Raw genomic sequence first — 12,879 nt, 5'->3', positions numbered from 1 at the left:
CGTGGTCGTGGAGATCGCCGGGCGTACCGGGCCGGGATCGGCCGGTACGCCCGGCGGCGGGGGGGGGGAGGAGCGGGCATGAGGTCGGACGGCGTGCTGCCCGTCGAGCTGCCCGACGCCGTACGGGAGGCGCTGCTGGCGCCGCTGATCGACCACAACTGCCGGGGCGTACGCCGCGACGACCTGACCCGGGCCAGGTTCGAGACGCTGCTCACCGACGCGGGAACCCCCGCGCCGCCGGGCACCACCCACTTCGACACCCCCGCGGGCGCCGCGGTCCGCCGCTGGTGCGCGCCCGTTCTCGGCCTCGCCCCGCACGTGCCGCCCGCCGTCTATCTGGCCCGCAGGTCGGAGCTCGGCGCGGCGGAGGTGAACCGGCGGCTGCTGGGCGCCGCGGGGATCTCCACCTTCCTGCTCGACGGGTCCGGCGACTCCGACGACTCCGAGGGTTTCGACGGCTCTGACGGCTTCGATGGCTCTGACGGCTCCGACGGCCTCCACGGTCCGATGGGACACGCGGACGGCGCGGACACCGTGCGGGTCGTCCACATCGAACGGGCCGAGGAGGAGGTCGCCGGGACCGCCGTCTCGGGGGTCTCCTACATCTCCGCCCTCGCCCAGAGACTCGCCGAGCGGGCCGTCCACGCCGTCGCCCTGAAGTCGGCCGCCGCCCACCGCTCCGGCCGGCCCCTCGATCCGGCCAGGCCGAGCCGGGGAGCGGTGATCGCGGCGGCCACCCGGCGGCTGGCCTGCCCGGGGGAGAGGCTCACCGACCAGGTGTTGCTGCGCCACCTGCTCTGGACCGCGGTCGACGTGGCCAGGGAGTACGGGCGGCCGCTGCAGTTCCACACCGGTCTCGCCCGCTACACCGGCGGTGCGCGCCCCGGTGCCCACCCGGGGCGCGGTGGCAGCCCCACCCTCGGCGGCCGCGGCGGCCACCAGATCTACGGAGGGCGCGGTCACGGCCGCCTCGCCGGAGGTTCCGGCCCCTCCGCAGGGCACGCCGGTTCCGGCTGGGGCCCGGACTCCGGCCCGCACGGCGCGGGCCCGGCACCGGTGACCGGCTTCATCGTGGCGGCGCAGCCGGTGGGCGTTCCCGTCGTCCTGCTGCACTCCCACCCGTTCCACCGCCAGGCCGCCCATCTGGCCGGTGCCCTCCCGCACGTCTACGTCGACGTGGGGGCGGCCCTGACCCGCAGCGCCACGGGGTCGGCCGCGGTCATGGCGGAGCTTTTGGAGCTCGTGCCGTTCCACAAGCAGCTGTTCGGTTCCGGCGGCCACGGCGTGGCCGAGACCTGCCATCTCGGCGCCCTGCACTACCGGCGCGGCCTGGCCGGGGCACTCGCCGCGCGGCTGGCCGACGGCGAGTGGAGCGCCGCGGACGCCGCCCGGGTGGCCCAGATGATCGGATCGGGAAACGCCCGCCGGATATACCGGTTGTGACGGTGACGGGTGCCGGGAGCCGGGACGGCTGAGCCTCCTGGAATAATGTGGCGACCGCTGGTGCGACGAGGGGGAGCAAGTTGACGGACGACGGGACAGAGGCACGTTTTCTCAACGACGTGACCGTGGAGTTGGTCAAGCACAGCGCCTCCGACACCGACGTGCTCTGGGCCGCGCGGGTGTCGACCGCCGGGGAGCAGTCCCTGGAGGAGGTCGGCAAGGACCCCGAGCGTTCCAAGGGGCTGCTCAACTTCCTGATGCGCGACCGGCACGGCAGCCCGTTCGAGCACAACTCGATGACCTTCCTCGTCAGCGCGCCGATCTTCGTCTTCCGCGAATTTCACCGCCACAGGGTTGGATGGTCATATAACGAGGAAAGTGGGCGTTATCGGGAGCTTCAGCCCAATTTTTATGTGCCGGGGCCGGAGCGGAAGCTGGTCCAGGAGGGCCGTCCGGGCAAGTACGTCTTCGCCGAGGGCAGTGCCGAGCAGCACAAGATCGTCACTGAGGTGATGGAGGCGTCGTACCGGCAGTCCTACGCCGCCTACCAGGAGATGCTGGAGGCCGGGATCGCCAGGGAGGTGGCGAGGGCGGTGCTGCCCGTCGGTCTCTTCTCGTCGATGTACGCCACCTGCAACGCGCGCTCGCTCATGCACTTCCTCTCCCTGCGCACCAAGAACGAGCAGGCCAGGGTGCCCTCGTTCCCGCAGCGCGAGATCGAGATGGTGGCGGAGAAGATGGAGGCGGCCTGGGCCGGGCTGATGCCCCTCACGCACGCGGCCTTCGTCGCCGCGGGCAGGGTCGCCCCCTAGCGTCCCGGTCCTTTCCGGGCGGCGGGATCGGACGTGCCGTCAGGGCCCGGGGGTGTCAGGTCTCGGCCACACCGGGTTCCGGGACCTCTGCCCGGCGAGGCGGTCCGCTTCGAATTCGCCGGCCGACGTCTTGCCGGGCGGCCCGGTGTTCGTTCGCGCGGGACGTCGTCCCCACGCCGGCGCTCACAGCCAGTCGTGTTCACGCGCGTACCGCGCCGCCTCGTGCCGGGTCCGGGTCTGGGTCTTCTGCATCGCGTTCGAGAGGTAGTTGCGTACCGTGCCCTCCGCCAGGTGGAGCCGGGCGGCGATGTCGGCGACCGAGTACCCTTCGCGGGTCGCTCGCAGCACGTCGATCTCGCGGTCGGTGAGCGGGCAGTCGTCGACGACGGCGAGGGCGGAGACATCCGGGTCGATCCATCGCCTGCCCTCGTGCAGGGTCGCGATGACCGAGACGATGTGCGCCGGCTCCGCGGACTTGCTGACGAAGCCCTGGACGCCGAGCCTCAGCGCCTTGCGCAGCACTCCGGGCCTGGCATGGCGGGTCAGCATGAGGATCACCTGTTCCGGTCGCGCGCGGCGGATCTCCGCGACGGCGTCGAGCCCGTCCATGCCGGGCATCTCCAGATCGATGACGAGCACGTCGGGCAGGTGCCGCAGTGTGGTCTCGACGGCCGCCTCACCCTCTTCCGCCTCGGCGAGCACGGTGATCTCGCCCTCGAGCGGGAGCAGCGCCGCCAGCGCCTTGCGGAGGAGTGCCTCGTCGTCGGCGAGCACCACGGTGGTCATCGGTAGTCCTTCCCGTTCCAAGGCCCTGTCCCAAGGCGTTCCAAGGCTTCGTTCCAAGGCCCCGTTCCAAAGGGCGGTGTTTCAAAAGGGCGGCGTCCGCTTCAGCGGGCGGTGTCCGAACGACCGTGCGGGAATGCCGCGGCCGTCAGGAACCGCCCGTCTTCCTGTTCCACCGTCAGCTCGCCTCCGTTGCCCGCCACGCGTTCCCTGAGCGTGGCGAGCCCCCGCAGCTCGGGAGGCGGAGCCTCCCGTGCGCCGTCGTTGACGATGGTGATGCCCGACTCCGACAGGGTGATGCGCACCTGTGCGGCCTGCGCGTGCCGCAGGATGTTGGTCGTCGTCTCCCGCAGGACCTGGCCGAGCAGCTCGCCCGCGTGCGCGTCGACCTCGGCCTCACGGTCGACGCGCACGCGGATGCCCGCGGCCTCGAAGAGGTTCTTCGCGTTCTCCAGCTCCGCGGACAGGTTGAGCCTCCGCTGCGCGTAGGCGAGCTCCTTGGTCTGGGTGATGGTGTCGCTGACCAGGGCGTGCACCTCGCGCAGTTCCTGCTCCACCCGTCCGGTGTCGCTGTGCACCAGCTTCTGGGCCAGCGCGATCTTCAGCTTCACCACGTGCAGCGTGTGGCCCTGGATATCGTGCAGATCGCTGGCGAAACGCATGCGCTCCCGGATGACGGCCAGCTCGGCTTCACGTTCGCGTGCCTCCTCCAGCTCCACCACGAGGCCGTAGAACCTCTGGTTGGGGAACATGAGGCCGGTCAGCACCGCGGTGGCGCCCGCGGGGACGATGACGTACGAGATCAGCACGTCGGAGAGAGGTTCCTGTGTCACCAGCAGCCTCGCCGCGCCCACCGCGGCGACGTAGGCGGTCACCGCCAGGGCGGCCCGGCCTCGGTGGCGCGGTAACTGGGGGACGGTCAGGGGACCCACGATCGAGATGCCGTAGAACGCCGTGTCGGTGCCCATCACCAGCGCTCCGAAGGCCCACACGGCCGCGGTGACGATCAGGCAGGGGAGCGCGACGCGGGAGACGTCGCGCGCCGCCCATCGTACGAAGGCCACCAGGGCCGCGACCACGCCCAGACCGAGGACGGCGGCCTGCCACCAGGTCTCGGCGTCCGTCGCCACCAGCAGCGCCCCCACGGCGGCGAGCAGCGGGAGGAACATGACGAGATTGAGCCTGCTCAGTCGTCCCCGCGTGGTCCCGGTGTAGTCGGACAGCGTGAGTGCCCCCGTCCGGGCCGGCCTCGCCGGGTCTCGCCCGGCCGCGGAGCCGTCGGGCCGATCGGCGGGGGCGCCGGAGCGCTCGCCACGGTGAGGACCGTGATCGTCCACCTCGGTCACTGTTCGCGCTCCGGCCACGACTCCACGCCGCCGGGCGGGAGAACGCCGCGCGGACCACGCGGCCCATGACCCGTGGCCCATGAGGAGGTACGCGGCCCATGGCCCATGAGGAGGGCGGTCATGTCGACCTTCAGCGGGACGCGCGGGGGTCTGGTGTCCATGGGTGGCTCTCCGGGGTCGAACAGGGCAGGGTATGTCAGTATTCTGCGGATTTCGTGGTGGCGTTAGTGACACTGCGTCATATGTTCACCCAAGAAATGTCATGGCGAGGTCATGACGTGGTCGCACTGCCCGGCGGGCGCGGCGGCTGCTGGGATCGGCCGCATGTCCTCCACACCAGTCATCGACGTTGAACGTCTGAACCTCACCTACGGCGACTTCCACGCCGTGAAGGACCTGTCCTTCCAGGTGGAGCGCGGGGAACTCTACGCGCTGCTCGGCACGAACGGGGCGGGCAAGACCTCGACCCTGGAGACCGTCGAAGGCCACCGCGCCGCAACCTCGGGCACCGTGCGGGTCTTCGGGAAGGACCCGCGCGACCGGCGCGCGGTGCGGCCCAGGATGGGCATCATGCTGCAGGAGAGCGGATTCTCGCCGGACCTGACGGTGAGGGAGTCGGTCCGGCTGATCGGAAAGCTCACGCGGCGCACCGACCGGGTCGAACGCGTGCTCGGCGCCGTCGACCTCACCCGCAAGGCCGGGACCAAGGTGTCCCAGCTCTCCGGCGGTGAGAAACGGCGCCTGGACTTCGCCACAGCCGTGTACGGAACGCCTGAGCTGATCTTCCTGGACGAGCCCACCACCGGTCTGGACATCCAGTCCCGGGACGATCTGTGGGACGTCGTGGACAGGCTGCGCGAAGACGGCTCCACCGTCGTTCTCACCACCCACTACCTGGAAGAGGCGCAGCAGCGCGCCGACCGCGTCGGCCTCATGCACAAGGGCGCCTTCCACCGGGAGGGGACCGTCTCCGAGCTGACGCGGATGCTGCCGGCCGCCATCCGCTTCTCCCTCGCGGCACCCGCACCCGCCCCCGCGCTACCGCTGCAGGCCACGCGCGGAAGTGACGGGAGGTTCCTCATCGAGACCTTCGGCCTGCAGAAGGACCTGCACACCTTGCTCCGCTGGGCGCAGGACCACGCGGTGGAGCTGCGGGAACTCCAGGCCGGGCCGACCCGGCTCGACGACGTCTTCCGTGCCCTCGGCGGCGACTAGACCACTCCCGGCCCTTCCCACGAACCCGGAACCCCCGAGGTACCGGGACTTCGAGGTACCGGAATCCCCGGGCCGCGCGAGGACGCGAGACCCGCGCGACGAGGAGAACCGGAAACCCCCGGGGTAACCGGAACCCCCAGGGAACCGGAGTCCGAGGAACCGGAACCCTCCCAAGGAAAACCCTCCCACGGAAAAGGACCTTCGCCATGCTCTCGATCGCTCTCAGTGAGCTGATCCAGATCTTCCGGAACCGGTTGGTTCTGGTCACCAGTCTCGTCATGCCCGCGGCGGTCAGCGCGGTCTTCGTCTACCAGCACGAGGGCTTCGCGGCCCTGGGCAGCCTCGGATACATCGCAGCGGTGATCATGTTCACCGTCGGGGCGTTCGGGCTCTACACCACCACGGTCACCACCCTGGCCTCACGCCGGCAGAACCTCTTCCTCAAGCGGCTGCGCTCCACCGCGGCGGGCGACGCAGGCATCCTCGCCGGGCTGCTCCTCCCGATCACCGTCATCTCGCTGGTCCAGGTGGCCGTGATCATGACAGTGCTGGCCGCGGTCACCGGCGAACCGGACAACGTCCTCCTTCTGACGGCCGCCGCCCTCTCGATGGTGGTCATGATGCTCGGCCTGGGCCTGGCCACGGCCGGAGTGACGAACTCCCCCGAGCACGCCCAGGTGACCACGCTGCCCGTCAGCCTCGGCACCATCGCCGTGACCAGCTGGGTAGGGCTCTCCGGCACCGGGGAGCTCACCCTGCTCAAGCGGCTGCTTCCGGGCGGCTCGGCCACCGAACTGGTCCTCAACGCCTGGAACGGCGGCGTTCCCGTCGCGGACTCCCTGATCCTCCTGGCGCCCACGCTGGGCTGGGTCGTCGTCGCCGTCGCGCTGGCCTCCCGGATCTTCCGCTGGGAGCCACGCCGATGACGGCCGGGATGACGGCCGAGGTGAAGGCCGGGATGACGGCGGAAGTGAAGGGGGTCGGCGAGGCCGCCCCGGCGCGTTCTCGGCCTCGGCCTCGCCCCAGCCCGCTGTCCTCCGGCTGCCGTCTCGCGGGTGGTCAGCTCGTGGTCTCCTGGCGGCGGGAGAGGGCGGGCAGGACGAAGATCTCGGCGCCCGGAGGCAGCGCGCAGTCGAGGCCGCCGAGGTGCCGGGCGTTCTCACCGCAGACGAACATGCTGATGTGGCGGCGGATGCACCCGTAGTCGTCGCGGAGCCGCTGCTCCAGGGACGGGTGCGTGCGGCGGAGCATGTCGAGGGCGGAGCCCAGCGTGGGGTGGCCGTCGTCGTGGTCGGCGATGGCGAAGACGCGGATCTCGGTGGTCTCGCCCGCCCAGTGCCGCAGCGTGGCGGGAAGCATGAAGGTCACGAGGGTGACTGGTCTGGCCATCGGCTCAGAGCACCGTGTCGCGAGGGGCGGGGCACGACAGGGGACCTGGACGGCGGGTGCCGTGGCGGGCCGGGGGGCGCGGACGGGCGTCGCCCCGGCTTCCGGGGGACCGCCTCCGGTGGAGGGGACCGGGGACGGCTTCGTGCGGGTGGACGGCTCCGGCCGGGGAACCGGACGGATGACGATGATGACGGACGGGGTCGTGCGGGTGGCGGTCGAGAGGTGGGCACGGGCTGGGAGGGGGGCCGTCGTGCATGACCATCTCCTTTCGGATTGGGCCTCATGCTGCCATGCCACGCGGTGTCCCGCCGTGCTCTATGAAATTTGCGCGATCGGTTCGGGTGGTTAGTCCCGATTGTCGTTCAGGGCTCGCCCTGCACGATGTCCCGATGGATGCGGGACAGCGGCATTCCACCCCGCTGGAGCCTGCGGACCGTCTCGTTGACCATGGCGGCCGGGCCGCAGACGTAGGCCTCGTGGTCGGCCCACGAGTGGAACCGCTCCATCACCTCGGCCACCTGGCCCCGCATGCCGTCGTACCCCGGTTCGCCGGAGACCACGGGCAGCACCCGCAGCCACGGGAAGGCCGACTCCATCCGCACCAGGTCGGTGAGGTCGTAGAGTTCGGCGGTGGTGCGGGCCCCGTGGAGCAGGTGGACGTTGGGGCGGCGCCCGGAGGCGATCACGTGCTCCAGGATCGCCTTGATCGGGGCGAGGCCGGTGCCACCCGCCACGCACAGGATGTCGTGCCCCGAGTCGGCGGGCACCATGGTGCCCATCGGCGGGCCCAGCGTCAGGGTGTCGCCGATCCGGGTGTGCTGGACCAGCGTGGTGGACACCCAGCCACCGGTGACCGCGCGGACGTGCAGGCGGACGGTGTTGTCATCCCTGGGCGCGTTCGCGATGGAGAACGTGCGCCAGACACGCGGCCAGCGCGCGGTCTGCACGTTGACGTACTGGCCGGGCGCGTACGGCAGGTGCTGGTCGAGCCGCAGGGTGATCACCGCGATGTCCGGCGTGCGGAGCTCGTGGTCGATCACCTCCGCCAGCCACCAGGCGGGTGACACCCCCGCGTCCGACTCGGCTGATTCGATCATGAGATTGGCGGCGGCGGTGTACGCGGCGACCCACGCCGCCTCTATCTCGTTGTCCCACGTCTCGGCGGCGAAGCGCCTGATCGTGGCGAGGAGCGCGTTGCCGACCGCGGTGTAGTGCTCGGCGAGGACCCCGTACTTGCGGTGGTCGCGGCCGAGCTGCCCGAGGAACGACGCCAGGCTGCCCGGGCTGTCCAGGCTCCAGACGATCCTGGTCAGCGCGCTGAACAGCCGTTCGCGCTGGACGTCCATCGCCGGGGGGAACATCGCCCGCAGGTGCGGGTTCTCGGCGAACAGGCGTCCGTAGAAGTACGCCGCGGCCTTGTCCGCGACGGGTTCGACGACGGCGAAACTTTCCTTGACAAGACGCGGATTCAAAGACATTTAACGAACCCACCCTAATTGACCGGCTCAAAGTCCGATCATGCAGATCCACCTCCCTGACGGCTCCGGGTGATGAGCGACCGGGGGCCCCGGCTCACCTGGTCACTCGAATTTTGAGTCTTCCATCACCATGTAGGCGTCACAACCGTTTCTCGGCAATATGGTGGGAAATCTAACTATCCGTAATTGGAAAGTTATTTTGTGTGGCCAATTAATTGAGGGTGAACGGAATAAGCGAATAATAATCACGTTCGATTTGAATGACAATCTTGCCGGCCGTAAGACTTGTGGTCATGGGGGAGTTCCGGGTCGCCGGTGGTGTGAACCGTCCCCGCGGTGAGAGTTGGGGGCTCCTGGCGAGACGACACTGATACCTCGGATGTGTGACATGACCGAAATGGAGTGCGTCATGATAGGGGAGCTGTTGCAGATGGGATCGGTGCTGTCCGAAACAGGTGGCGCCGCCTCGCGCACGCCCCCCTGGAGAACGCATGCCCCGACCCTTGATCGGTATCACCGCCTACCTCGAGGCCGCCCGCTGGGGCGACTGGGTGAGGGAGGCCATCCTGTCGCCCCCTTCCTACGCGCGGGCCGTCGAGAAGGCGGGTGGCGCCCCGGTGGTGCTGCCCCCGCTCAACCTCGGCGGGATCGACGACTACGTCCGCGGCCTGTCGGGCTTGATCCTCGCCGGAGGGGGTGAACTCGACCCCTCCCTCTACGGAGCCGCCCGCGAGGAGCGCGTCAGGGACCCCCAGCCGCACCGCGACCGCTTCGAACTGGCACTGGCCCGCGCCGCCGTCGAGGCCGACCTGCCGCTGCTCGCCTCGGGGCGCGGCATGCACGTCCTGAACGTCGCCCAGGGCGGGACCCTGATCCCCTGGCTTCCCGAGGCGGTCGACCACGACCGCCACGCCGCGGCCCAGGCGCACCGCATCCAGATCAGCGTCTCCAGCAGGCTCGGCAAGACGGTGGGTGACACGGCCGAGGTCACCGCGCCCCATCACCAGGCCGTCAAGCGGCTGGGCACCGGCCTGCTCGCCGTGGCCTGGGCCGACGACCAGATCGTCGAGGGGATCGAGCTGCAGGGGCACCGGTTCGGCGTCGGCGTGCAGTGGAACCCCGGACGCGCCGGGGACAACCGGCTCATCGAGGCCCTGGTCGAGGCGTCCCGGCGGTGACGTGCGGCGGTGCCGTACGGCAGTGACACCCGGCGGTGCCGTTCATGCCGCGCGGGTTCATGCCGCGCGGGTTCATGCCGCGCGAGTTCACGCCGCGCGAGTTCACGCCGCGCGAGTTCACGCCGTGCGGGTTCACGCCTTGCGGGTTCATGCCGTGCGGGGACCCGGCGGGTAAAGTGCCGATCATGCCGTTGCACCCGCAGGCCGAGGCCTACCTGAAACTCTTCCAGACCGACCTCGGCGTCCCTCTCTCCACGCTCACCCCCGACATGGTCGCCGAGCTGCGGACCCTGGACGCCTTCGCCGAGCAACGTGGCCCGATCATTCCCCTCCCGGTGGTCAGGGACGACGTCGTCGCGGGCGTACCGGTCCGTGTCTACCGGCCGGAGGAGGGCGACCGCCCCCTCCCCGTGATCGTCTACTTCCACGGCGGGGGGTGGGTCTTCGGGAGCGTCGAGCGCAACGACGCCCTCGGCCGCGACCTCGCGGTGCGCAACGGGGCGGTCGTGGTCTCGGTCGACTACCGGCTCGCGCCCCACCATCCCTTCCCCGCGGCGGCCGATGACGCGTGGAGCGTCGTCCAGGACGTCTTCGGCCGTCCCGGCGCCTACGGGGCCGATCCGGGGCGCGTCGCGGTCAGCGGTGACAGCGCCGGGGGCAACCTCGCGGCCGTGGTCGCCTGGCAGGCCAGGGACGCCGGGCTCGCGCTCGCCCATCAGCTGCTCGTCTACCCGGTGGCCGACGTGGCCATGGACACCGAGAGCTACCGCGCCTACGCCACCGGCTTCGGGCTCGGCGCGGACGAGATGGCGTGGTTCGTCGCGCAGTACGGCGGCGACCCGGCCGACCCCCGGCTGGCCCCGGCCCGGCTGGCCGACAAGTCCGGCCTGGCCCCGGCGACGGTGATCGTCGCCGAGTGCGACCCCCTCTGCGACGAGGGCGAGGCGTACGCCGCCCAGCTCGCCGCGGCCGGGGTGCCGGTCGAGGTCAGGAGGTACGAGGGGGCCATCCACGGCTTCTTCGGCCTGCCGGGCTTCTTCGACCAGGCGACAGAGGCGCGCGAGTACGCCGCGGCCCGTCTCGCGGAGGCCTTCCGGTAGACGGGTCCCTCCGATAGTCCGATAGGCGGGTCCCCTTCGGTGAGCGGAGCCCGCTCACGGGACGGTATCCGTGCCGCGGAGTCCGTCCGGGACGCCGCCCGGACCGGTACGGCGTGACCACCCGGCGGCACCCCGTCGGAAGCGCCCGTGCGGCGACGTCCGCGCGGAAGTGCCCGTGGCGGGAACGCCCGTGCGGAGGCGCCCGTGCGGAGGCGCCCGGTCAGAAGCGCCCGTGCAGGGCGGCCAGGCCGGGCTCGAAGACCTGGTGGACGACGAACTCCATCACCTTCGCCGCGTCGTCGGTCTCGAAGGTGGCCGACCACTCGACGAACGCCCGCCCGCTGTCGGTGACGGGGGCGACCCGGTAGAGCGCCCGGTAGTCACGGACCGGCAGCGGGCTCTCCAGGATCTCGTACGTCGCCGAGCGCGCGTCGTCGTCGAGGGTGAGCAGCCGCTCCCTGAAGGCCCCGGCAGGGCTCTCCAGCCTGCGTACCGCACCAGGCCGGGAGTCCCCGCCGTCCTCGACCTCGCAGCCGGTGATCCCCGGCAGCCACTCGGCCACGTTGCCGAAATCACGCAGGTACTCCCACACCTCGTCGGCGGAGGCGTTGATCACCGTGCTGGCGTACGCGGACATCGGTCACCCTTCGTGATGAGTCGTCGCCGACGGTAATGCCCGCGCGTGCCACGGGGTAATCAGGATCACCGGGTGATCGGGTCAGAAGCTCCTGGGCAGCCCGAGCACCTGGGTGGCCAGGTAGTTGAGCAGGAGTTCCTCGGTGACCGGGGCGACCTTGCCGATGCGGGCGCCGGTGAGCAGGTGGGCCACCGGGTACTCCAGGGAGTAGGCCATGCCGCCGTGCGTCTGGAAGGCGTGGTCCGCGGCCTCCCACGCGGCCTGCGAGGCGGACAGCTTGGCGATGTTGGCCTCGGTGGCGCAGGGCAGCTGCCTGTCGAACAGCCAGGCGGCCTTGTAGAGCATCAGCCTGGCCAGCTCGATCTTCGCCTTGACCTGGGCGAGGGGGAAGGCGATGGCCTGGTTGGCGCCGATCGGGCGGCCGAACACCTCGCGCTCCTTGGCGTACCGCACGGCCACCCGCAGCGCCACCTCGGCGCCGCCGAGCGCGGAGGCGGCGAGCAGGACGCGCTCGGGGTTGAGGATGTCCCACAGCACCAGCGCGCCCTGGTCGACCTCGCCGACCACGTTCCTCTCCGGGACCCGGAGGTCGTCGATGAAGACCATGTTGGACGGGGTGGTGTTGGCGCCCAGCTTCGGGATCGGCTGGAAGGACAGCTGCCCGGCGGCGACCGCCTCGGGGACGTTCACCAGGAAGACGGTGAGGCCGTTGGAGCGGGGCTTGGCCTCGGCGGCCGGGATGGTCCGGGTGACCAGGAGCATCCAGGTGGCGCGCTGCACGCCGGTGATCCAGATCTTCTGGCCCTTGACGACGAACTCCGCGCCGTCGCGGCGGGCGAAGGTGGAGATGCCCAGGGCGTTGGACCCGGCGTCGGGCTCGGTCAGCGCGAAGCAGGTCTCCAGCTCGCCGGTGGCCAGCTTGGGCAGCAGCTCGTCGCGCTGCCACGGGCTGCCGTGCCTGGACAGGGTCATCGCGCCGAAGCCGGGGGTGAGCACGTAGGTGAACGCCGAGCCGCCGGCCGAGCCCGAGGCCGACAGGGTCTCGGTGGCCACGGCCAGCTCCAGCAGGCCCTGCCCGCCTCCGCCGTACTCCTCGGGTACGGCCAGGCCGAGCCAGCCGCCCTTGGCCAGGTCCTGCCAGACCTCCTCGGGCCAGCGTTTCTCGCTCTCGCACCGCTGCCAGTAGTCCAGGTCGTAGCGGGCGCAGATGTCGCCGATGCCGCGTTGCACGGTGAGGGCGCTCTCGGGGAGGGTGAAGTCCACGATGATCAACTCCATTCTGGCTGCGGGCGCAATCGTAGAACGTAGTTCGGTATCTCGTGGCGTCCGGCCACCGTCCCGTGGGATCAGGCCCGCGACGGGCACGTGACCGGCATACGGCGGGGCGTGCGAACGGGCACGCGCCCGGGCATGCGGCGGGGCACGCGCCCGGGCACGCCGCGGGCGCGCGCCCGAACACGCGGCGGGCATGCCCACGACGGCGTTCACCCACCCCGGC

General features: G+C 70.9%; 12 protein-coding genes. 6 read left to right on the top strand and 6 right to left on the bottom strand.

Annotated features, from left to right (window positions below; genetic code table 11):
- Positions 1-78: 78 nt before the first annotated feature.
- Together ACFFRH_RS27505 and thyX are read left to right on the top strand one after the other, a co-directional pair.
- Positions 79-1,443 (top strand): amidohydrolase, encoded by a 1,365-nt coding sequence (locus ACFFRH_RS27505; protein ID WP_386160603.1) that lies wholly within the window; start codon positions 79-81, stop codon positions 1,441-1,443.
- Positions 1,444-1,562: 119 nt separating this feature from the next.
- A complete protein-coding gene (gene thyX, locus ACFFRH_RS27500; RefSeq protein WP_386160600.1) occupies positions 1,563-2,255 on the top strand; it encodes an FAD-dependent thymidylate synthase in 693 nt (230 codons plus the stop codon).
- A 183-nt stretch (positions 2,256-2,438) separates the two neighbouring features.
- On the opposite strand, the gene ACFFRH_RS27495 is transcribed toward thyX, so the two are convergent.
- Together ACFFRH_RS27495 and ACFFRH_RS27490 are read right to left on the bottom strand one after the other, a co-directional pair.
- Positions 2,439-3,041, bottom strand: a complete 603-nt coding sequence (locus ACFFRH_RS27495) for a response regulator (protein ID WP_386160598.1) — start codon at positions 3,039-3,041, stop codon at positions 2,439-2,441.
- A gap of 101 nt (positions 3,042-3,142) precedes the next feature.
- Positions 3,143-4,375 carry a histidine kinase gene (locus tag ACFFRH_RS27490; protein WP_386160596.1) on the bottom strand — a complete coding sequence of 411 codons (1,233 nt, stop codon included), beginning with the start codon at positions 4,373-4,375 and terminating at the stop codon, positions 3,143-3,145.
- 333 nt (positions 4,376-4,708) lie between these two features.
- On the opposite strand from ACFFRH_RS27490, the gene ACFFRH_RS27485 reads away from it, so the two are divergent.
- Together ACFFRH_RS27485 and ACFFRH_RS27480 are read left to right on the top strand one after the other, a co-directional pair.
- The gene (locus tag ACFFRH_RS27485; protein ID WP_386160594.1) at positions 4,709-5,599 is read left to right on the top strand and encodes an ABC transporter ATP-binding protein; all 891 of its coding nucleotides are present in this window, start codon (positions 4,709-4,711) and stop codon (positions 5,597-5,599) included.
- Positions 5,600-5,805: 206 nt separating this feature from the next.
- Positions 5,806-6,525: an ABC transporter permease gene (locus ACFFRH_RS27480; protein WP_386160592.1), complete on the top strand. Its 720-nt coding sequence runs from the start codon at positions 5,806-5,808 to the stop codon at positions 6,523-6,525.
- A 133-nt stretch (positions 6,526-6,658) separates the two neighbouring features.
- Here the strand turns inward: ACFFRH_RS27480 and ACFFRH_RS27475 are convergent, their stop codons facing one another.
- Entirely contained in the window at positions 6,659-6,988 is a 330-nt protein-coding gene (locus ACFFRH_RS27475; protein ID WP_350977370.1) for a ubiquitin family protein, read from the bottom strand.
- A 362-nt stretch (positions 6,989-7,350) separates the two neighbouring features.
- Positions 7,351-8,466: a globin domain-containing protein gene (locus ACFFRH_RS27470; RefSeq protein WP_386160589.1), complete on the bottom strand. Its 1,116-nt coding sequence runs from the start codon at positions 8,464-8,466 to the stop codon at positions 7,351-7,353.
- A gap of 491 nt (positions 8,467-8,957) precedes the next feature.
- On the opposite strand from ACFFRH_RS27470, the gene ACFFRH_RS27465 reads away from it, so the two are divergent.
- The gene (locus tag ACFFRH_RS27465) at positions 8,958-9,644 is read left to right on the top strand and encodes a gamma-glutamyl-gamma-aminobutyrate hydrolase family protein (RefSeq protein ID WP_386160587.1); all 687 of its coding nucleotides are present in this window, start codon (positions 8,958-8,960) and stop codon (positions 9,642-9,644) included.
- A 185-nt stretch (positions 9,645-9,829) separates the two neighbouring features.
- Entirely contained in the window at positions 9,830-10,744 is a 915-nt protein-coding gene (locus ACFFRH_RS27460) for an alpha/beta hydrolase (RefSeq protein ID WP_386160585.1), read from the top strand.
- A gap of 220 nt (positions 10,745-10,964) precedes the next feature.
- Here ACFFRH_RS27460 and ACFFRH_RS27455 read toward each other — a convergent pair whose 3' ends face one another.
- Positions 10,965-11,381, bottom strand: coding sequence for an SRPBCC family protein (locus tag ACFFRH_RS27455; protein ID WP_386160583.1), 417 nt, complete (start codon positions 11,379-11,381; stop codon positions 10,965-10,967).
- A gap of 81 nt (positions 11,382-11,462) precedes the next feature.
- Positions 11,463-12,644 (bottom strand): acyl-CoA dehydrogenase family protein, encoded by a 1,182-nt coding sequence (locus ACFFRH_RS27450; RefSeq protein WP_386160581.1) that lies wholly within the window; start codon positions 12,642-12,644, stop codon positions 11,463-11,465.
- Between the last annotated feature and the right edge of the window lie 235 nt (positions 12,645-12,879).

This window comes from Streptosporangium vulgare (genome assembly GCF_042428775.1).
In the GTDB taxonomy this organism is placed as follows: domain Bacteria; phylum Actinomycetota; class Actinomycetes; order Streptosporangiales; family Streptosporangiaceae; genus Streptosporangium; species Streptosporangium vulgare.
Note: the sequence above shows the minus strand (reverse complement) of the source record. Positions and strands in the feature narration are given on the sequence as shown.

Bases quoted from the DNA above. Each gene is read 5' to 3' on its own strand.
- ACFFRH_RS27505 (WP_386160603.1), top strand. From the start codon at position 79: ATGAGGTCGGACGGCGTGCTGCCCGTCGAGCTGCCCGACGCCGTACGG.
- ACFFRH_RS27495 (WP_386160598.1), bottom strand. From the start codon at position 3,041: ATGACCACCGTGGTGCTCGCCGACGACGAGGCACTCCTCCGCAAGGCG.
- ACFFRH_RS27485 (WP_386160594.1), top strand. From the start codon at position 4,709: ATGTCCTCCACACCAGTCATCGACGTTGAACGTCTGAACCTCACCTAC.
- ACFFRH_RS27480 (WP_386160592.1), top strand. From the start codon at position 5,806: ATGCTCTCGATCGCTCTCAGTGAGCTGATCCAGATCTTCCGGAACCGG.
- ACFFRH_RS27475 (WP_350977370.1), bottom strand. From the start codon at position 6,988: ATGGCCAGACCAGTCACCCTCGTGACCTTCATGCTTCCCGCCACGCTG.
- ACFFRH_RS27470 (WP_386160589.1), bottom strand. From the start codon at position 8,466: ATGTCTTTGAATCCGCGTCTTGTCAAGGAAAGTTTCGCCGTCGTCGAA.
- ACFFRH_RS27465 (WP_386160587.1), top strand. From the start codon at position 8,958: ATGCCCCGACCCTTGATCGGTATCACCGCCTACCTCGAGGCCGCCCGC.
- ACFFRH_RS27460 (WP_386160585.1), top strand. From the start codon at position 9,830: ATGCCGTTGCACCCGCAGGCCGAGGCCTACCTGAAACTCTTCCAGACC.
- ACFFRH_RS27455 (WP_386160583.1), bottom strand. From the start codon at position 11,381: ATGTCCGCGTACGCCAGCACGGTGATCAACGCCTCCGCCGACGAGGTG.